General features: G+C 52.0%; 19 protein-coding genes. 3 read left to right on the top strand and 16 right to left on the bottom strand.

Translation table 11 applies throughout. The features are described 5' to 3' along the window. Positions 1-70: 70 nt before the first annotated feature. The 5 genes from ACTJKB_RS10565 to ACTJKB_RS10545 form a co-directional block, all read right to left on the bottom strand. Positions 71-1,906, bottom strand: coding sequence for an ABC transporter substrate-binding protein (locus ACTJKB_RS10565; protein WP_440833772.1), 1,836 nt, complete (start codon positions 1,904-1,906; stop codon positions 71-73). 107 nt (positions 1,907-2,013) lie between these two features. Further along, the gene (locus ACTJKB_RS10560; RefSeq protein ID WP_440833770.1) at positions 2,014-2,907 is read right to left on the bottom strand and encodes a carbohydrate ABC transporter permease; all 894 of its coding nucleotides are present in this window, start codon (positions 2,905-2,907) and stop codon (positions 2,014-2,016) included. 15 nt (positions 2,908-2,922) lie between these two features. After that, positions 2,923-3,882 (bottom strand): ABC transporter permease, encoded by a 960-nt coding sequence (locus ACTJKB_RS10555; protein ID WP_440833769.1) that lies wholly within the window; start codon positions 3,880-3,882, stop codon positions 2,923-2,925. Positions 3,883-4,153: 271 nt separating this feature from the next. Continuing rightward, complete coding sequence (locus ACTJKB_RS10550) at positions 4,154-5,068, bottom strand: fumarylacetoacetate hydrolase family protein (protein ID WP_440833767.1); 915 nt, start codon at positions 5,066-5,068, stop codon at positions 4,154-4,156. 120 nt (positions 5,069-5,188) lie between these two features. Beyond that, the gene (locus tag ACTJKB_RS10545) at positions 5,189-6,064 is read right to left on the bottom strand and encodes an SMP-30/gluconolactonase/LRE family protein (RefSeq protein ID WP_440833766.1); all 876 of its coding nucleotides are present in this window, start codon (positions 6,062-6,064) and stop codon (positions 5,189-5,191) included. A 175-nt stretch (positions 6,065-6,239) separates the two neighbouring features. Here ACTJKB_RS10545 and ACTJKB_RS10540 point away from each other — a divergent pair, with 175 nt between their 5' ends. Then, entirely contained in the window at positions 6,240-6,866 is a 627-nt protein-coding gene (locus ACTJKB_RS10540; protein WP_440833765.1) for a GyrI-like domain-containing protein, read from the top strand. 47 nt (positions 6,867-6,913) lie between these two features. Here ACTJKB_RS10540 and ACTJKB_RS10535 read toward each other — a convergent pair whose 3' ends face one another. The 10 genes from ACTJKB_RS10535 to ACTJKB_RS10490 all read right to left on the bottom strand — a co-directional run bounded on the left by ACTJKB_RS10535 (position 6,914) and on the right by ACTJKB_RS10490 (position 17,767). Continuing rightward, on the bottom strand, positions 6,914-8,452 hold the full coding sequence (locus ACTJKB_RS10535) for an MDR family MFS transporter (protein ID WP_440833764.1): 1,539 nt from the start codon (positions 8,450-8,452) through the stop codon (positions 6,914-6,916). A gap of 47 nt (positions 8,453-8,499) precedes the next feature. Beyond that, on the bottom strand, positions 8,500-9,168 hold the full coding sequence (locus ACTJKB_RS10530; RefSeq protein WP_440833762.1) for a hypothetical protein: 669 nt from the start codon (positions 9,166-9,168) through the stop codon (positions 8,500-8,502). Then, positions 9,161-9,847 carry a hypothetical protein gene (locus tag ACTJKB_RS10525; protein WP_440833760.1) on the bottom strand — a complete coding sequence of 229 codons (687 nt, stop codon included), beginning with the start codon at positions 9,845-9,847 and terminating at the stop codon, positions 9,161-9,163. The genes ACTJKB_RS10530 and ACTJKB_RS10525 overlap by 8 nt, the downstream gene beginning before the upstream one ends. A 233-nt stretch (positions 9,848-10,080) precedes the next feature. After that, a complete protein-coding gene (locus ACTJKB_RS10520) occupies positions 10,081-10,695 on the bottom strand; it encodes a 50S ribosomal protein L25 (protein ID WP_440833758.1) in 615 nt (204 codons plus the stop codon). A 260-nt stretch (positions 10,696-10,955) separates the two neighbouring features. Continuing rightward, a complete protein-coding gene (locus ACTJKB_RS10515) occupies positions 10,956-11,921 on the bottom strand; it encodes an ABC transporter ATP-binding protein (protein WP_440833756.1) in 966 nt (321 codons plus the stop codon). Beyond that, a complete protein-coding gene (locus tag ACTJKB_RS10510; protein WP_440833755.1) occupies positions 11,914-12,897 on the bottom strand; it encodes an ABC transporter ATP-binding protein in 984 nt (327 codons plus the stop codon). The genes ACTJKB_RS10515 and ACTJKB_RS10510 overlap by 8 nt, the downstream gene beginning before the upstream one ends. Before the next feature lie 14 nt (positions 12,898-12,911). Further along, a complete protein-coding gene (gene opp4C, locus ACTJKB_RS10505; protein WP_440833894.1) occupies positions 12,912-13,817 on the bottom strand; it encodes an oligopeptide ABC transporter permease in 906 nt (301 codons plus the stop codon). A 34-nt stretch (positions 13,818-13,851) separates the two neighbouring features. After that, positions 13,852-14,805 (bottom strand): ABC transporter permease, encoded by a 954-nt coding sequence (locus ACTJKB_RS10500; RefSeq protein ID WP_440833753.1) that lies wholly within the window; start codon positions 14,803-14,805, stop codon positions 13,852-13,854. Positions 14,806-14,866: 61 nt separating this feature from the next. Next, positions 14,867-16,627: an ABC transporter substrate-binding protein gene (locus ACTJKB_RS10495; protein ID WP_440833752.1), complete on the bottom strand. Its 1,761-nt coding sequence runs from the start codon at positions 16,625-16,627 to the stop codon at positions 14,867-14,869. Between the two features lie 237 nt (positions 16,628-16,864). Next, positions 16,865-17,767 (bottom strand): ArsR/SmtB family transcription factor, encoded by a 903-nt coding sequence (locus ACTJKB_RS10490; protein WP_440833751.1) that lies wholly within the window; start codon positions 17,765-17,767, stop codon positions 16,865-16,867. Positions 17,768-17,977: 210 nt separating this feature from the next. Here ACTJKB_RS10490 and ACTJKB_RS10485 point away from each other — a divergent pair, with 210 nt between their 5' ends. Together ACTJKB_RS10485 and ACTJKB_RS10480 are read left to right on the top strand one after the other, a co-directional pair. After that, on the top strand, positions 17,978-18,256 hold the full coding sequence (locus tag ACTJKB_RS10485) for a GNAT family N-acetyltransferase (protein WP_074101364.1): 279 nt from the start codon (positions 17,978-17,980) through the stop codon (positions 18,254-18,256). A gap of 50 nt (positions 18,257-18,306) precedes the next feature. After that, complete coding sequence (locus tag ACTJKB_RS10480; protein WP_440833749.1) at positions 18,307-19,158, top strand: GNAT family N-acetyltransferase; 852 nt, start codon at positions 18,307-18,309, stop codon at positions 19,156-19,158. Positions 19,159-19,566: 408 nt separating this feature from the next. On the opposite strand, the gene ACTJKB_RS10475 is transcribed toward ACTJKB_RS10480, so the two are convergent. Beyond that, on the bottom strand, positions 19,567-20,277 hold the full coding sequence (locus ACTJKB_RS10475) for a hypothetical protein (RefSeq protein WP_440833747.1): 711 nt from the start codon (positions 20,275-20,277) through the stop codon (positions 19,567-19,569). Positions 20,278-20,333: the final 56 nt, after the last annotated feature.

Below are 20,333 nucleotides of genomic sequence, written 5' to 3'. Positions count from 1 at the left end.
GCTAACTCGAACAGAATAAGGCAGAGCAGCTTTATCACCGCCCTGCCTTGCTCCTATTTGTCAGAATGGCTTATTTTACACTTTTACGGGCCTCAAACAGCTCCTGTGCTTTCTTGACGGAGAAGTCCATCACATCGGCATAGCCTAATCCGTTCACTTTGTCATGCATTTCTTTGTTCAGTTTGTCGAATTCAGCCTGGTTCTTGGCAAAGACCATTTTCCAGGAAATTTGCTGAATCACCGTACCGATTTGCTTATTCTTCTGTTCCAACGTTTTATCCATCGTCAACGGTTCTTTCCCGGTGAAGCCCTGAGGGGCAACGGCAAGTAGATTATTTTTCTCAAAATATTCCTTCGCCGTCAGCACGCCCATCTTTGCTCTCCAGTCACTGTCCAGCTTCGACGGGTTGCGTTCCAGGGATGTTTTCCACAAATTATGGTCAAAAGGCTCACTGGTCTGCGGATTCACCATGGCCGGAACCACGAACGAGAAGTTCATCTGATTTGAGCCGTAGTAGTAGTCCCCGCCGCCATATTCATCCGGAACCTTGGTGTTCTGCTGATCCGCATACGCCTTCCAGCCGAAGTCAGTAACGACCGGCTTGCCGCTGCTGTCGATATCCCAGGTCAGTCCCTTCGGTCCGTTCGGTACCGCCGTTCCGCTGCCTGCCGAGATCATCGCGCCTTCCGGTGTGTACATCCAGTTGATAAATTCCATAATCCGCGCCGGGTCCTTGGCCTTCGCGCCGATGGAAATGATTCCGTTGCCGCCATAGACATTGAAGCCTGTGGAATACATCAGTTCATCCTTGAACGGTACAAGAGCGAAGCCCTTGCCTTCCGCCGTTCTTTCCGGTGTATTGTAGTTGGCAGCACCCAGCCACGGGAACCAGGAGAAGAGCAGACGGCCATCCTTGTACTTGGCAACCACATCATCAAATTTCTGTGTCAGCGAATCGGGATCAAGCAGTCCCATCTGATTGGCCTCAAAATACAGCTTGAGCGATTTCATATACCAGCTGTCGTCGGAGAGGAAATCATAATATTTCTCTTCATCCGCTTTGACATATAGGGCAGTGTCAGGAATTTCATCATAGCCCATCATATTGGCGAACTGTTTCGCCAGTGTCATTTTATAGTTGCCGTCCCAGTCGGACCAGAGCGAGAACGCATAGGTTTTTTTACCCAGCTCATTCTTGGGTTCCAGCTCCTGCATCTTCTTCAGCACCGGCAGATAGTCCTCGATCTTGCTGATTTCCGGAGCTCCGATTTGCTGATACAGATCCCAGCGCAGGTCCGGTCCCCAGGTCATATCCTTGCCCTCGGAAGGTCCAGACGGGTTCGTCGCCACACTGTTTCCCATCCCGTAGACCGCGTTGCCGCCGCCAAAAGCAACCTTTGCTTTCTCAATGGCTTTGGGAAATTGCTTCGCAATATCCGGGGCGTACTTGTCGAGCAGCCCGTCCTTGGTCCAATCCAGCAGCAGGTTGCCCTTAATGGCATTCGGATAGTGGTTCTTGTCATCCCCGAAGATGATAATATCGCCGAGATCACCGGAAGCCATCATTGCCGAGATTTTGGTGTCACCGCCAGTCAGATTGGAGGCTACGATTTCCAGCTCAATATTGAACTTGTCTTTGATCAATTTGGCGAACCAGCCGGTCTGCGGACCTGCATAGTTGGCTGTGGTCGAGAATACCGTCAGCTTCAGCGGCTTGGAATGGTCGGGTGCCCCGTCACTAGGCGCTGTCGTTTCCGCTGCAGCATTGGTTGCTTCAGCCGTAGGCTTGTCAGTGGCCTCCACTGTATTCGTCTTGCCCGAATTTCCGTTCCCTCCGCCGCAGGATGCCAGGACCAGCACCATAACCATGCTCAGCAGAAGAAGCGGCAGCTTTTTTAATCTCATTGCGTCATACCCCCTAATGAATTGGTAAAATGTGAAAAGTGCTCCTAAGTTAAAGCTCCGCCTGCCGGCAGAGCCGAACTCCAGCCGTACCTGCTTTTAGTGACCGGTCAGCCCTTAACGGCCCCGATCATGATGCCTTTGACAAAAAAACGCTGGAAAAACGGATATACAATCAGAATGGGCAGCACAACGATCATCGTCACCGTCATCCGCACAGAGGTTGGCGTCTGCATGTTCTGTACGCTGGCGGCCATATCCGGGGAACTTCGGATGAGTGCGGCCAGCGAGCTGGACTCATTCAGGTACCTCCAGAGCAGGAACTGCAATGTGAAATATTTGGTGTCCGTCATCAGGAATGCCGTATCAATGAAGGAGTTCCACTGGTTTACCGCCGAGAAGATCGTAATGGTAGCCAGAATCGGTGTGGTCAGCGGGACGATAATACTCCAGAAGGACCGCAGATACCCTGCGCCGTCCATGGCTGCCGACTCCTCCAGCGAGGGCGGAATCGCCTCGACGAAGGTTTTGACAAGAATGATGTTGAACGGAGTAATGATCGTCGGCAAAATATAAGCCAGATAGTTGTTGGTCAAATGCAGGTTGTGCATCGTAATGTACCAGGGAATCAGCCCTGCGCTGAAATACATAGTGACAACGACGCTGCGGTACCAGACCTGACGGCCCCACATCTCCTTCTTCGTGAACAGATACCCGAGAAAGGCCGAGGCGCCCACCGTGAGCAAGGTACCCACTACAGTCCGGTAGACCGAGACCAGCGCCGCATGGCTGAGCCCGCTGATCCGCAGCACCTTGGAATAGTTGTCGAAATGGATCTGCTGCGGATAGAACTTGATGTAACCTGCCGCGCTGAGATCATTGGAGCTGATGGTGTTAATGAACAGGTAATAGAAGGGATAGATGCAGCTCAGGGTGAACAATCCAAAGAGCACATAGATGATTCCCTGGAACAGGACATCGCCGGGTTTTATCTTTTTACGCAACTGGAATCACCTTCCTTAAATAATCGATTCATCGCGCACAACCTTGGACAGCGTGTTGGCCGCAAACAGCAGAATAACACTGACGACCGACTTCAGCATGCTGACCGCCGTGGCGAACGGAAAATTGTTGGCAAACGCGATATTGTACACGTACAAATCCAGCACCTCTATCGCATCCTTGTTCATGGCGTTCTGGAAGGCAAAATATTGCTCCATGCCGTTGTTGACAAAATTCCCGATGGAGAGCAGCAGCAGTACGAAGAAAGTCGGAATGAGGCCTGGAACGGTGATATGCCAGATTTTGCGGAACCGGCTGGCCCCGTCTACTTCTGCCGCTTCATACAGCTCCTGATCGATGCCGGCAATGGCCGCCAGATAGAGAATGGCTCCCCAACCCAGGGACTTCCACCAATACCAGGCAATCATCGTCACCCAAATATGCGAGCTGGAGGCCAGGAAATTGAATTCCTCATTCACGAAGCCGAGCTGTATCAGAATGTGATTCACCACTCCGTTGTCGACAGAGAACAGTGAAAAGGCCAGGGCATAGACCAGAATCCAGCTGATAAAATTCGGAATCGTCGTCAGCGTCTGCACGAACTTGCGGTACCAGCCTGCCCGTATCTCCGTAAGGAGAATAGCGAAAATAACAGGAAAGACGGAGGTCACCAGCCCGAGTGAACTCATGGCTACCGTGTTCTTCAGTACGCGAAGTACCTCTGCTGTCTGCGTAGGATTGGCAACAATGGTCCTGAACCACTTCAGCCCAACATACGGCGTGTCCGACAGCGGAATGCCGGGGATGAAATCATAAAAAGCGTAGATCCACCCGCTAACCGGCAGATAATAGAAAACAAAGGTCACTACAAGAAAAGGAAGCGCCATAAGAAACAGTTTGTATTTATTCTGCAGCTTCCTGCGGGATGGCCGGACCGGATCCACACCGCGGAGCAGCTCGCCTGAAGGTACCCCCATATCGAATCTCCTCTACCCGGATTTTTGTTTGCGCTTTCATCTTATTACATAACGAATCTTTGCCGGGAGAGAGGGCCGATAGGCCTTCTGCGAGAGCGGTACTACAGTTTCGGACCATTTTCACAGGTCAATGGACGAATTTCGCGTTACACACAAAAAAGGAGCCGCCCATCTGCAAGCTCTGCAGATGAACAGCTCCTTCTTATTTACATCCTATATCCATGCGAACGCGAGGGTGCAGCGCTTATCTCTCTGCATCACCTCTCCTCACCTAAGCCTTGTCAGCTATCATGCGGTTCGTAAGGCTCCCTAGCTTCTCAATCTCCACCGTAACCTCGTCCCCCGGCTGCAGGTAAATCTGCTGCTCCGGCGGATATCCCATCACAACACCCTCCGGGGTTCCCGTAAGAATGATGTCCCCCGGCGAAAGCGTCATGCACCCGGAGATATAGCTGATGATCTGTTGGCAATTGAAGATCATATCCGAAGTATTGGAGTCCTGCCGGACTTCCCCGTTCACCAAACTTCTGATGTGCAGTAAACCGGGATCCCCCACCTCGTCTTTCGTTACCACATAAGGCCCGGCTGGAGCAAACCGGTCGCACGATTTACCTGCAAGCCACTGGCTGGTGCGCGTCTGCAGATCACGTGCGGAGAGATCATTTGCAGCAAAATAACCAAACACCGCATCAAGCGCCTCTTCCTCGCTTACGTTCTTGACTGTCCGACCGATCACAATGCCCAGCTCTGCTTCATAATCTACCTTCTGTGTGGTGTCCGGAAGAGGAACTTCCATGCCGTGTCCGGCCAGACTATTCGTAAATTTACTGAAAAGAATCGGATATTCTGGTAGCGGCATTCCGGTCTCTTCGGCATGTCTGCGGTAGTTCAATCCGATACAAATGATTTTGCCGGGATCTGTCACACAAGGCGCGAATTCAAGCGAGTCTTCCTCTTTATAAAAAACCTGGGCTCCTTCGCCCTGGACAGGCAGGTTACGCACGAATTCGCGCAAACGGCCGAGCGCTGCTTCTCCTCCGTCCAGCAATTCTCTCAGCGTTGCCGGAACAGCTTCCGCAGTCCGCTCTGGCACCGCATGCAGTGCCTCCGCCACATCCAGGATGCCTTCTGCCTGCTTCACACCGAGACGCAGCGTTCCTGATTCCCAAAAATTCAAAAGCTGCATATCCGTCCCTCCCCTAAATTCAGAATATCGTTCCAAGCTCAGTTCATCTTACACCTATGTATCCCCGGTTTCATGCTTAAGCAGCAGGAAAGCCGGACGGACAGCTTCCCGCTGTGCACCTCAGCCTGCAAAACGGTTGCCCTTAACTCCCTTCACACCCGTGTCCGCCTTGAACAATCCGCCGGCTAAGGGCCAGCGTTGCAGTTCCTCAGCACTCATGCCAACCCGGGCAGTGGTAATATAGAGCTCGTCCAGATGTTCACCTCCGAAAACACACGAGGTCACGAACGGTGCAGGCACTTCAATCTTCCCGATCTGCTCCCCGGTGTGCGGATTCCAGCGTGAGACACAGCTGCCGTTCCAATGGGCAACCCAGATCATTCCCTCGCTGTCAATGGTCATTCCATCCGGTCCGCCTGCGCCTTCCGGGAACTCCACCACAGTTCTGCGTCCGGTTACAGTGCCGTTCTGCAGATCATAATCCATTACATCGACTCTCCGGGTCAAGGTATCAATGTAATACATCAGACCGCGGCTATCGTCCCAGGCCATGCCATTGGAAATGCCGATACCAGACAGCACCTTACGCACTTCGCCTTCCGGCTCCATCACATATAAGCTTCCCGCATCCCGTTTGTCCTCCATACTCATGGAGCCGAACCACAACCTGCCCTTGCTGTCGCACTTCGCATCGTTTAGCCGGTTCCCGGGAAGCTCTGTCTCCACCTCGGCCAATAATTTCAGAGACCCGTCTTCTTGAAATTTGTAAATCCCGTCCTGCAGGGCCACTACCCAGCCGCCGCCAACGGATGGAACAGCCGCACTGATCATTTGCGTGAAGCTATAGATCTTCTCATTCAGCGTCCGGGAATTAACAATCCGCAGCTGCTTCCCCTCAATATTTACCCATAACAGCGTTCCTGCCTCAGGGTCCCAATGGGCACCCTCGCCAAGCTCCGCTTGGGCATTCAGCACCAGTTCAGCCTGTATGTTCAATGGATATCCTCCTCATTCACTCCAGAATGTGACACTTCCTTTTCCATTCTACCTTCGCAGAGTTTAATTATCCACTTTCAATGAATATGACAGACATCTGTCAAGTTTAGCATGGTATTCTGGAGGCAATCATGAATCATAGCGGCCAGCCGCTATAAACTACGGAGGGATATCCATGAAATACGAGTGGAAAAAGCAAGAAAAAGAATTCTATCTGCCCCCATCAGAACCTACGCTGATAACGGTGCCCGCCTACCCATACTTCATGCTGTCAGGTGAAGGCAACCCGAACAGTGCAGCGTTCGCTGAGGCGGTTGGAGTGCTGTATTCCCTATCTTATACCATCAAGATGCTGCCCAAAAAAGGTCCGGCACCCGAAGGCTACCATGAATATAGCATCTTCCCCCTGGAAGGGGTATGGGATCTCAGTGAACAAGGACGCTTGAAGGCAGGACTCGACAAGGACGAGCTGGTCTACACAATAATGATCCGGCAGCCGGACTTTGTCACACCCGCCCTTGCCGGCGAAATTGTGGAGAAGGTTAAGCGCACGAAGCCGCAGCCGTTACTGGATAGAGCCACCTTCGGGAGCTACGAAGACGGTCTTTGTGTACAAATGCTGCATTTGGGACCCTTCGATGATGAGCCGGCGAGCTTCAGAAAGATGGAGCAATATTGCGCGCAGCAAGGACTTCGGCGGATCTCCAAGACCCACCGGGAAATATATATCTCGGATGCCCGCAGAACGCAGCCGGAGAAGCTGAAGACTGTCCTGCGTTTTCTGGTTTCACGGGAGGAGTAGCAGCCTGTTATAAGAACATTCACCGAATGTTAGCTTCGCAGGCAGTCTTAGTGCCCGGAAGGCACCTGCCCTTCCGCTGAAGCATCCATTCTCTGGCGGCCCATGAAGCATGCCGCCAGCAGCGCCAGCAGGGCCGGTATGACAGCCCAGGCAAAAGTAGTAGTTATGGAGAAAGACAGACTCTTAGTAATTTTGTCCAGAATTTCCGGTTGAATCTGAGCCCGGGTCTCAGGGGACAGCAGCGCATGCGGGTCCTTAAAATTGAGTGGGCCGCCTGAGGGATCTCCTCCGCTCCACCACCCTATCTCAGTTAACAGCTTTGAGCTGAGATAATGGCTCTGAATGATCCCGAAGGTCGTGATTCCAATGGTCATGCCGAGTGAACGGATAAAGTTCATGGTTGCGCTGGCCGAACCGCGCTGCTGCGGCGTCAGGCCATGGATCGCTGCTGTTCCGAGCACCGAGAAGGATGCCCCGACACCGAGTCCAATGAGGATCATATACAGCGTCAGGAGGAGGCGCGAGGCATCCGGTGCAAGCGTTGCTACAAGTCCCGTACCCAGTACAAGCAGGGCCAGTGTCGGCACCATCAGGCTGCGGTAGCTGGTTTTAGCCATCAGGAAACCGCCAGTTGAGGCTGTGATGACCGAGGCGACCATCATCGGCAGCAGCACCAGCCCCGAATTCGTAGCCGATCCGCCAAGCACACCTTGGATGAAGATGGGGATATAGACTGAGGCGGCGATAAAGGCCGCACCGCTGAATAAGGCGCACAGAATACTGGTTGCATACAGTCTTTGCCGAAACAGGGCAAAAGAAATAATAGGCTCCTTTGCCTTCGTCTCTGCGAATAGAAACAGCACCGTCAGGACGGCAAACGCTGCGAACAAGCCCAGAATCAGCCCGGAGCTCCAGGCGTATTCTTTGCCGCCCAGCTCCAGAGCGAACATTAAGCTGATCACTGCACCAAGCAGTGTTCCTGCACCCAGCCAGTCAATGGGCTGCTTCGAATGCTCCACCGATTCCCGGTAAAAGCCCACGACCATAACCAAAGCAACTAATCCCAGCGGCAAGTTGATGTAGAAGACCCACTGCCAGGCAATATGATCCGTAATATAAGCCCCAAGCAAGGGACCGAAGATGCTGGAAAGACCGAACACCGCTCCAAAAGCGCCGCCAAGCTTACCGCGTGCCTCCAGCGGGACCGCATCGAACATAATGGCAAAGGCAATCGGCACCAGCGCGCCGCCACCTATTCCCTGAATGGCCCGGTAAGCAGCCAGTTGGGTAATGGTCTCAGCAGTACCACACAAGGCCGAGCCGGCCATAAATACAATAATTCCAAAGATAAAAAACTTTTTGCGGCCGTACATATCCGACAGCTTGCCGAAGATGGGCATTCCTGCCATTTCGGCAACCAGGTACGCCGAGGTGACCCAGACAAATTTGTCCATCCCGCCCAGCTCGCCGACAATGTTGCCCATCGCCGTGGCGACAATCGTGCTGTCCATAGAAGCCATAAGTATACCTAACAGCAAACCGGCAATGACAATGCCCAGATTGGGTGTTTTTGAGGCTGAGCTCACAGGTTCCACTCCTTATCCCTTGATTCTAATTGATTCTAATTGATTCTTTACAGCTTCACTTGGTTCCTTACTGTAGCATTCCTATGAATGTCCAGAAAATCACGGTATTCCACTGTCTCAATTTCACAGCCGGTACCAATGATGACACTTCCGCCTCTGACCGTTCCCGCTGTCGTCCCCTGCAGTTCCACGTGATCCCCTTCAATCAGGCCAGCGGTAAACCGCAGACTTCCCGGATGTCCCGGACGAATCAGCTTCCCGCCAAGACTGCGTTTGATCTTGATGCTTCCGCCTCCGACTTCGGCTGCCCTGCTAGGACCGAACAGCGATATCTCCAGTGTCTCTGCGCTCAGCAGTCCATCTACCTGGAATGCACCGCTAATGTGCATGTCCTCTGCATCGCAATCGCCTGAGACGCTAAGATTTCCAGTGAATTTAATGCCTTCCACATGAATACTTGCAGCCTTGATATCCCCTTGTCCACGCATGGATTCACCCTCAATGCTACCCTTCACGGCACATTCACCAGTTAGCTTCATACTCTCCATAACCAGGCTGCCATTGACCTCAGTTTCGCCCATCAGCGTGAATTTCCGGCAATCCACATCACCATTAAATGTGCATTCCCCTGTAACCTTCACATCCAGGAAGTCTCCACCCGCTGAGGTTGAATTCCCCAGAACTTTCAGATTCGTCCGCTCTTCTGTTTCATTCACCGGTCTTCACCTCCATCCCTACTGTGGCTCCAGGGTGTATAGTTAATCCTTCACGGTATTCCACCCGGCCGATGCTGCAGCCTTCTCCGATAATAACTATAGCCCCTCTTACCACATCCGCTGTCGTATACTCCAAATCAATAAAATCACCATCTATTACACTCGTCTGAAGCTCTGCCCTGAGCTTTGGTATAACGCCACCCGCAAGCTTACTCCAGACCCCCGAGCCCGCCTTGCGGACCACCAGGCTCTCTACCCCTATCTTCTTCACTCGGGTCTGCCCTTGCAGCGCAAGCTCCACATGCACTGCGCTAAGGAAGCCGCTAATGGTAACTGAACCCTCAACCGTGAAATTCCCCAGCTCACAGTCTCCTTTGATACCGATTACCCCGTTCAGCGTACAGTTTTCTCCCCGCAGGCCGCCATCCATTTTCAGGAGCCCGTCATGTCTCATCGTTCCAATCTGTAGGCCTCCGCCTATTTTGAGATCACCGTTCGTCTCCATTTCATCTACGGTAAGGCTTCCTCCCAGCCTCATGAGGCCGTTCCCCTTGAAAGTTCGGGCACACACCGGACCGCCGATCCGGCTCACTCCCTCCAGATTAACATGATGGTATGTTCCTCCAGCTGCTCCGCCTATCCCGGCAATCACTAAATCTGCCGCCGTTGCCTGATCCATAACCTGACCCCCCTCTAATGATTAATCGAATGCCTCAAATCCCCATCTGTACTTCCGATTGTATTCCACAACAATAAAGCGGACCTCCGCCCTCAGGAGGATTTCCGCTCATTCTTCCAGACGATTCTATGGCCTGTACATGCCAACAAAAAGGAGCAGACAGCTCCTTGGAAAGGATATGTCTGCTCCTGTTAGCTACGCATATTTGTACGCCCATGTGATCTTGATTAGGCTTATTCCTCAGTCTTCGCTTCCCCGGAAGCTTCAGCAGCTGCCGGCACGCCCGTTTCTGTATCTGCAGATTCTTCCAGTGCTACTGGAGGCGCAATACGGATAATCAGCGTGTCCTCAGGGGTCAGCACTTCCCAGCCCTCATGCTTCGGCAGATCCGAGACCAGCAATTGGTCACCAATGTCGAGGCCGGTGATATCCACTTCAAATGTCGCGGTCAGCTTGTCCGGCAAGGTGCGGATATCTAGTTCATACAGCTCTACCTGCTGAATACCGCCGTTCTTCACGCCGGCAGGCTCTCCGCTGAAGTGGAAAGGAACCTTGGTGTGGAGTTCAGCCTTCATGTCAATCTGGTGGAGATCCACATGGATCAGCTTGCGGGACAATGGCTGGCGCTGCACTTCCTGGATCATCACATTTTTCGAGCCGGAGTCCGGCAATTCCACCGTAAGGATAGCATGTGGGTTTTTGCCCAGAATTTCGTTCAATGTCTTCGCATCTGCTGTAAAGGACTGGCTATCTGAACCTGCACCGTAGACGACAACCGGTACAAAGCCTTTGCTCCGCTGTGAAGAGGTCGAGCCTGATCTTTTTGTCAAACGTACTGTGGTATTCATGATAATTCCTCCTAAAAGTTTTTTGAGCGACCTACCCACAGTTCAGCTTGGAACAAAACTGGCTTAGGAAGCATAATCTTAGTTTTGTCAGCTTAGCTGCATTGGATAGTTCCTCCAACAAAAAAACAAAGACCGATTAGACATGTAGGTCTAATCAGTCCCTTATTACCCATATTTGCCTACATTGGAACCAGTATAGCACTGCGTACAAAGCAAGTCAAAATAGGGTGAATTTCAATTTTAATCCAAATTTAAAGTAACTAAACCAAATGACAAGCCACAAAATGTCCGCCTCCGGCATCACGGAAAACGGGGATCTGCGCCTTACAGATCTCCGCGGCAAACGGGCAGCGGGTATGAAATTTGCAGCCGGATGGCGGATTCGCCGGGCTGGGAATATCACCCTTCAGCACAATCCGTTCCCGTTTCAGTCTAGGAATCGGCACAGGTACTGCAGACAGCAACGCCTTAGTATAGGGATGCAGCGGGCTGTGGAACAGCTCGTCCCGGGAAGCGGTCTCCACCATGGAACCGAGGTACATCACACCGATCCGGGAGCATAAATGCTCGACCACACTCAGATCATGGGATATGAACAAGTAGGCCATTCCCTTGCTTCTCTGCAGCTTGCTGAACAGATTGATAATCTGGGCCTGTATCGACACATCCAGCGCCGAAACCGGCTCGTCGGCAATGATCAGATCCGGGTTCAGAATGAGTGCCCGGGCGATGCCGATCCGCTGCCGCTGCCCTCCGGAGAATTCATGCGGGAAGCGGTCGATGTGGTAAGCGGATAAGCCGCAGGCATCAAGTGATTCCAGCACCAGCTCCCGCACCTCATGCCTGGAGCATAATCCATGATCCAGCAGGGCTTCACCGATCGCATCGCCCACCCGTACACGCGGATTAAGCGCGCTGTAAGGGTCCTGGAAGATCAGCTGCATTTGTGGCCGGAGCAGGCGAAGCTCTGCAGAGGAGAGGCTGTGGATATCCTGCCCTTTGAACTTCACTTCACCCGCTGTCTTCTCGGTCAGACGCAGAATTGTCCGTCCTACCGTACTTTTGCCGCTGCCTGATTCACCGACCAGTCCGAAGGTCTCACCAGGTAGAAGGGTAAGACTGATGTCATCCACGGCCTTCACCTGTCCGACCGTGCGGTTCAGCAGCCCCTCTGTAACCGGGAAATATTTTTTCAGATGATTAACTTCAAGTAATGCCTCAGACATGGACTTCCGCCTCCTCATACAGCCAGCAGGCTGCTTTCTGTCCGCCGTCCAGCTCCTTAAGCTGCGGCTGGCGGCTGCGGCAGACGGGCAGACAATGCTCGCAGCGGTCATGGAAATAACAGGAGGGCTCAAGCTCCAGCGGATTCGGCACCTGGCCCGGAATCGAATACAGCTCCTCCAGACGCTGGCCCACCACCGGCTTGGATTTCAACAGCCCTTTTGTATAGGGATGTTTGGGATTGTTGAACAGCTCCACGACTCCGCCCTCTTCAACGACTTTGCCGGAATACATCACGATTACATAATCGGCCATTTCGGCTACAACACCGAGATCGTGGGTGATGAGCAGAATAGACATCCGTCTGCTTGCTTTAAATTCCCGCAGCATATCGAGAATCTGCGCCTGGATGGTTACATCGAGCGCTGTGGTCGGCTCATCGGCAATCAGCAGCTTCGGGTTACAGGAGATGGCAATGGCAATCATAATCCGCTGAAGCATGCCTCCGCTTAACTCATGGGGATAGCTGTCAGCGATTTGATCCGGGCGCGCAATGCCAACTTGCGTGATCAGCTCTATGGCCCGGAGACGTGCTTGCTTCTTGTTCAGCCTCAGATGCACCATGAGCGGCTCCATGATCTGCTCCCCGATCTTCATCACGGGATTCAGCGATGACATTGGCTCCTGAAAGATCATAGCAATCTCATTGCCCCGGATCGCCCGCAGTGTATTCGGGTCCATCTGCAGCAAATCTTCGCCCGCAAAATGGATCTTCCCTCCAGCCACCTTCCCGCCTGGTGCTTCCACAAGACCCATTATCGACATGGCGGTTACACTTTTGCCACAGCCGGATTCACCAACAATGCATACCGTTTCTCCTTCTCGGACCTGAAAGCTTACATGATCAACGGCAGCTACTTTCCCTTCTTCTGTATAGAAAACGGTACTGAGACCTTCTATATTCATTAAATGCTTCATCAGCTGCTGGCCACCTACCTCTTCTGTTTGGGATCAAGCACGTCTCTGAGGCCGTCACCAAATATATTAATGGCAATCACTGTAGCAAAAATGGACAATCCTGGAGGAATCCACAGCCACGGATGATCCTGAAAATCAATCATATTGTTCGCGGCATCAATCATGTTGCCCCAGGTCGGCGTTGGCGGCATGACGCCCATCCCGAAAAAGCTCAGCACGGATTCGCTTAATATCGCTCCGCCGATGTTGAGTGTAGCCATGACGATCAGCAGCGGAATTACATTCGGCAAGAGATGATGGAACAGCTTCCGGCTGTCCCGCAGGCCCAGTACAACTGCCGCCTGCATAAATTCGCGTTCCCTCAGGCTGAGCATTTGCCCCCTCACCATCCGGGCAAGTCCCGGCCAATTCACAATGCTGAGCATCAGCATGACGATATACATCCGGTAATCCGTCGGAACCTTCCATTCCGAGAGCAGCGCTCCGAAGATAAAAAGCAGCGGCAGACTGGGAATCGTCATCAACAGATCGGCGATCCGCATAATCACCTGATCCGCAATACCGCGGTAATAACCGGCTATTGCCCCGAGCAGAGCGCCAATGAACACGGACAGCACCATTGAAGCCAAGCCAACCGTCAGCGAAATCCGTCCGGCCTGCATCACCCGTGTGAGAATGTCCCTTCCAAGTGCATCTGTTCCCAGTAAATGCTGCAGATTGGGCGCCTTGTTCATCATCGCCATATTAATTTTGTTATCCGTATAAGGTGAAAAGAACGGGCCGATGAAACATAAGACAAACATAAACACAACCACTCCAAAACCTGCAACCGCCAGCTTGTTCTTCATCAGCCTCTTCAGAGACTGTCTGAACAGTGAGGACTTCTGCCTCTGTACCCGCGGTTCACGCAGCTCAGTCATCCTGCTGTTTGCTTCCAAAATGGCATCCTCCTCCCTATAACCGGACGCGCGGATCGGCAACCCGGTACAAAATGTCCGAGAGCAGCGTTCCGATGACGGTCAGAATGGCAATAAACATGGTAAAGCCCATCAGCAGCGGATAATCGCGGAGACCGAAGGACTTCATATACAGCTGTCCGATCCCCGGCCAGTTGAAGATTTGCTCGATAATCAGCGAGCCGCCGAACAGTGCCGGGAGCTCGAAGCCGACTAATGTAATCGCCGGCAGCAGGGCATTGCGCAGGGCATGGGTGAACAGCACCTTCCGCTCCTTCAGCCCTTTGGCCCGTGCTGTACGGATATAATCCTGCTTCAGCACATCAATCATATTGCTGCGGAAATAACGGGTTAGCGAGCCCAAGCCGAGCAAGGTCATCACCACAACCGGAAGTGCCATATGCCGCACCACTTCCTTCAGATACGCCATTCCTGTGGCATTGCTGCCCGTTGTAATCATCCCGCCCGGCGGTAGCCATTTCAGATCCACAGCCAGAATCTTGATCAGAAATAAGCCGATAAAAAAGGACGGCAGCGACATTGCGGCAAAGATAGCCACCATCACCAGTGTATCGAACCAGGAATACTGCTTATAGGCCGAGACCACCCCTACAATGACCGCAATCACCCAGGTTAAGAAGGTGGACACGGCGGCCAGCAAAAAAGAATTCCAGATATAATCATTGAACAACTGAAGCACCGGCTTCTGCTGGGCAAGCGAATACCCGAAATCCCCGTGAAAAGCATTGTTCATCCAGATGCCGTAGCGTTCAAGCATCGGCTTGTTGAGGCCGTAGATTTCCCGCAGTTCTGCCTTGCGTTCCGCTGTCAGCTTGATATTCCCAGTAATAAAATCCCCCGGAGTCGAGGCATAGAGACAGAAGATCAGCAGTGAGGCCGCAAACAGAATAACGAGCATGTACAGCAGTCTTTTCGTCAGATAGGTACTCATGACCCGCTCCTTATGGATCGTCCCCTGCCCATGACAGCTGAAGCAGGGGACGAATGTGTAATTATTTCAGCGTCCACTCCGGCAGGCTTCCGGCAAGCCCGATGAACGGGCTGACCGTTACGTTCTGAATACGGCCGTTGTAGGCATAGACTGTTTTTTTGTAGCTGGTGAACAGAATCGGGAGCTCATCATTGAAAAGCTGGTACAGCTCCTTGTATACGGCCTTGCGCTGTTCAATATCTGTTGTAGCAAGCGCTTTGTTGTATAGCTCTAGGAATTTCGGATTGTCATAGTCAGTGATTTCCCCATCAAAGAATTGCATGAACCCGTCCGCCGGATCGGTCAGCATACTGGTCGAGAAGGATACCAGATCATAGTCTCCGCCTTCCACCTTGAACACCAGTGAGTTAAAGTCTGCAAAGACCTCCGGCTGGAATTCAATGCCAAGCGCTTCAAAGTTCTCCTTGGCTACAGCAATGAAAATATCGGTGTTCTTGCTCTTGGAGCCGAGATAATGGATGGACAGCGGCTTGCCGTCTTTTTCGCGGATTCCATTTGCACCTACGGTCCAGCCGGCTGCATCCAGCAGCTGTTTGGCTTTTTCCGGATCATATTTGTAAGGATTAATGCCTTCCTCGGTATAGGCCCAGGAGATTGGCGAAGCCGGAATATTGGCAATGGCGCCTGCCCCCTGCTGGGCATCCACAAAAATGCTCTGACGATCAAGCCCGTACATAATCGCCTGTCTGACTTCTTTATCCTTAAGCTGCTCATGCTTGAGGTTGACCTGCATGTAGCCATAAGTGCTTGGTGTATACGGAATGATGTTCACAAAGCCAAGTGCTTTCAGCTTCTCAATATTCTCCTCAGAGGCACTGAAAGAAGCATAATCAACCTCTCCGGTCTCCAGGAACTGCCAGACATCGCCTTCCGATGTTTTGTAGATAAAATGCTCCGTCTTTGGTTTGCCTTTGAAATAATTCTCATTGGCGGTAAGGCGCACTTCCTGCCCAGGCAGGAATTTCTCCAGCTTGTAAGGTCCGTCGCCGAGCGGGTACTCATGCAGCTTCTTGATATAGTCCAGTTGGCCGAACTTATAGTCCTTGCCATAATAAGCCTTGGACAGCACGTTAGAGCCGAGTGTCACCAGCGCCGTCGCATTAGGCTTCTCCAGTGTCACTGAGATCGTCTGCGGATCAATGACCTTGATGCCTTCGACTGCTTTGGCCGTGCCCTCTTTGTAGGCTTTGCCGCCCTTTACATTCAGAGAAGGCAATGAGGAGCCGCCGTCATAGGCTTTGTCGTATTGAATCGTCCAGGTAAAGGCTACATCATCTGCTGTAAGCGGCGAGCCATCGCTGAACTTCAAATCTTTTCTTAAGTGGAAGGTGTATGTAAGCTGATCATCCGATACATCCCAGTTCTCGGCAAGCTCAGGCGTTGGGACCCCTTTGTCATCCACAGTTACCAGGGAAGCATACAGCAGAGAGGATACATTGCCGTCATAGCCGCTCTCCTGAAAATAAGGCGTAAATGCCCCGCTGGGATCCGTAAGGCCAACAATAATCGTATCTGTGCGGTTCTGGGCCACAGCCGGAAGCTTGGATAAATCCGTTGCCGTAAAAGGTTCGCTTAGCGCGCCCGCTGGTAACGGTGCCGGGGATGCTGTCGCCTCCGTTCCAGCCGCCCCGCCGGAATCAGCGGTTGCAGAGGCCGGACTATTCCCCGACGCCGAATTGCTGTTGTTATTGTCCGAGCAGGCCGCAAGCAGCATTGAACCTGTAATCAGCAGCGCGGACAATACAAGCGTACTTTTTCTCATAAAAAATCATCTCTTTTCTCACTGAATTTTAATACTCACAATTCCTACCCACTAAGTATGTTTAAGACCGATAGTTCACATTATAGGAATTTATTGTGGTTCTGTAAAGAGAGAACTCAAGATTTTTTCTTCACAAACAGAATTTATACGAAAACCTGCAAAACAAAAAGCCAAAGCATTCTCTCCCCTAAGGGAACACTTTGACTTGATGTATTTACCGCTCAAACGGGTGTAAGCTTATTTTAAATATTCGAACAGCTGCTCATTCATCCGGTGGATTCCTTCCAGACGCAGACTGTAGGCGGTAACGCTCTCCCCCTCGATGTAGGCATTCAGCAGGCCCGCACAGCGCAGGCTGAAGATATGGTCATGCACAATCCCCTTGGAGATACCGGCCTGCTTGGCGATTTCGGTAAAGGTTCTGCGTCCGCCGCCCAGCGACTGTAGAATCTTAAGACGGCTTTTTTCTCCCAGACTGCGCAAAGTTCTGTACATAAAAGGTGAAATCTCTTCGTCTGTTACCGAGACTCTTGCCGAATAATGGCAAATCGTCAGCGGACCGAAGCTGTAAATAATATTGGCAGGCTGAAAATGAAACTGCGGAATCAGCACCAGCTTGCGCAGTCCGTCCACCGGAAGAAAGTAAAATCCGTTCGTTGTCCTGTTCACAAAATCAGACACAGCACTCTTGTCCAGCTCCAGTCTTCGTTCGTTAGCGTGCTGACGCAGTCTGCCGCTGATCTCCGGACTACAGTCCCTGAAATATTGCCTGTTCCACTCGGACAGCAGAAAATGCATCCGGCTGCGGAATTGATCCATCTGCACCGGGAACACGCTGACGTATTCTGCAAGTGTCTCGTACATGTCTCCTACAGGCAAATGCTCCAGCCATTCCAGCACTTGATCTACGCTCTCCTTCACCGGACATTGGTGAATCAGCAGATTCAGCAGCTTCCAGTCCATACCAAGGTCTGTCTCGTCCAGAGCGGACAGCAGCTCCGGGCTAAGCCTGCCTGCCACATCAGCGGACCATGAGGCCCCCAGATCCATCTTTTTATTGGATTTCTTGCATATAAACGTATGTATACTGCATACCAGTTCAAAAACCGGTTCAAACTGAACCTCCACCTCATACTCCATGTCCATTCCCCCTGATGCAACTTCTCTTCATCACAGCGTTAGTGTAATCTTATGGTATTTTACAGAGCATGCGCAAGTTATTATAGATTATCTCACTCGTAACCTTGTATAGGAGTATCCTAATTGCAAATATTCGCATGTCCACGTTCTCGCTTTTTCCAGATCACGGTAGTAAAATATAGTCACAATAACCTGATTGGAGTGAAGAATATGGGACAGATTGAACAGGGAGAAGGACGTTTTTATATTGCAGGTGACGGTAAGGACCTTGCCGAGATTACATACAGAACGGAAGAGGCCACAGGGAATTGGGTTATTGACCACACCTTTGTCTCCGAAGATCTGCGAGGCCAAGGTGCCGGTGAGAAGCTAGTGCGTGCGGTTGTGGATAAAGCCCGCGCCGAACAGGTTAAGATTGTACCCCAGTGCCCTTATGCTGCACATCAATTCAAGAAACATGCGGAATACGGGGATGTTCTCAGCAGCTGAACCCGGTTTTTGAGACCATTGCGGGATTAAATTTTCAGGAGGATATGCGTTTGACTACAGCTGATACATTAAAGGATATAGAGCAATTGCAGCAGCGCTGCGAGCAATATGAAGGGATTAGCCTGAAGCTGAATTGGGACATGCTGCGTATGTCTCCAGAATCCGGCGGAGCCGAATGGCTGGTAACTTATGAGGAAGAAGAACTGATTGGTTTTATAGGGTTGTACGGATTCTCCAGCGAAATGGAAATATGTGGAATGGTACGGCCGGGATTCCGGCGCAGAGGCATTTTCACCTCGCTATGGGAACGGGCACAGAGCATCATCAAACGTAATAATATTAAAACGCTGCTGCTCAATGCTCCGGCAAGTTCGGCCTCGGCAACCGGTTATCTGAAGACCCTGCCCCTGGCATTCAACCATGCGGAATATCAGATGAAGTGGGATGGGGCATCTGTACCGAAAGGTTCAGTGGAAGCCAGTTCAGCCGCTGGAACCATAGTCCTACGGCCTGCGCGCCAGGAAGATGCTGATATTCTGGTCGAGCTGGACTGCGGAGGGTTCGATATGTCGCGGGAGGACGCCGCCGAGGTCTATGCGCAGCAGATGAATGACCATCAGCAGGAGCAGATCGTGATTGAAATGAATGGACAGCCCGCCGGCAAGATGCGGCTGTGGACTGAAAACAACGAAACCTGGATCTACGGGTTTACGGTGGACAAGAAGCTGCGGGGACTGGGCATAGGCCGGAGCGCGCTTTTGCAGACGATTGAACGGGAACGGCACAATTATAACGGCGTGAATCTGGAAGTGGCTCTCGACAATCCTAATGCGCTGAAGCTGTATGAAAGCTGCGGCTTCGTTATTTTGAACAAACAGGATTATTTCCGCTATATCGGCTAAAGCATATGGCAATCTGAACAGCACCTTTTCTTTTGGCACAGTGCCTTAAGGAAGGGTGCTTTTACGTATGAGCTTTGGTATCCGCACAATCATCGAAGGATTCATTGTTACTTTCAGGTAAGGAACAACTCTGGGATGGCATGGTAGAGAAATACGGGCTGGATTCGAACAGCTACCAAGACTTTTCTTCATGGGGTTCACGCAAAGTCATCCTGTAACCTCCAAATTCATGATGCCCTAAACAACGTGAAAAGCCTGACCCCATCCTACCGGGTCAGGCTTCTATATTCTTTCGATTGCGGCTGAGCCAGCTCCTTCTGGGTAATGACAGGCATCAGGCTCATGAACTCACCGTTCCTTATGGCCGTCTGCTTGCAAGCGCAGGCTATACCGTAGGCAGACTTCCGCTCACATCAGCCCATACCCCCGGTGAACCAGCTCTTCCTGTTCGCTTCTGCGTTCTCCGTATTTCAGCAGCTTCGCAGCAGATTCCTCCCGCCCCAGGAACACGGACAACAAACGCACATAATCCATGGATTCCTGGAGCGGGATTCCCGCACCATCAAATATATGCCGGCGGCTGTCCAGGAGAGAATAGACCTCCACCTTCTCGGCCGGCATTCCATAAGCCTGATGGCAGAACACATTGGCCATATGCAAAAATCCGGTGATCACTTCTTCATTTCCGTTCACCATGAATTTCTGGATGCTGAGGCAACGTCCCGGAACAGCCGAATTCCAGGCCAGCTGAAAAATTATCGCCAGCTCGATACCAAGCACCGGTACTGGTACATGCCACTGCTCATAGAGCAGCACCGGGACTTCCTGCAGATGATTCACACTGACGATCCGCATCAGTTCATCGGCGACGGCCGTCTTAACGTCCCAATAGTGCAGCAACGATGGAAAAGCATCCCCTTTGGGCGGCCAGCGCCGCTCCAGCAGGAACTGAATCGGCGTTTCCCTGCGCACTTCGGGTGCAAGACTGTAGAAATCATTAAGCGTGTGTCCCACCGCATACTGTACCTGCTGCCTCCAGCGCGGCAGCCCGGTGGATGGCCCGCTGCCGGAAATTTCCGCTCCTCCCAGCATAATATGCTCCATACGAAAATCATTCAACCGGCTGTATTGCAAGGCACATGCATCGCGTTTCCCTGCTGTCCTGCTTCCCGCCG

It is taken from the genome of Paenibacillus sp. 22594 (assembly GCF_052044425.1).
Taxonomy (GTDB): Bacteria; Bacillota; Bacilli; order Paenibacillales; family Paenibacillaceae; genus Paenibacillus_AQ.
Note: the sequence above shows the minus strand (reverse complement) of the source record. Positions and strands in the feature narration are given on the sequence as shown.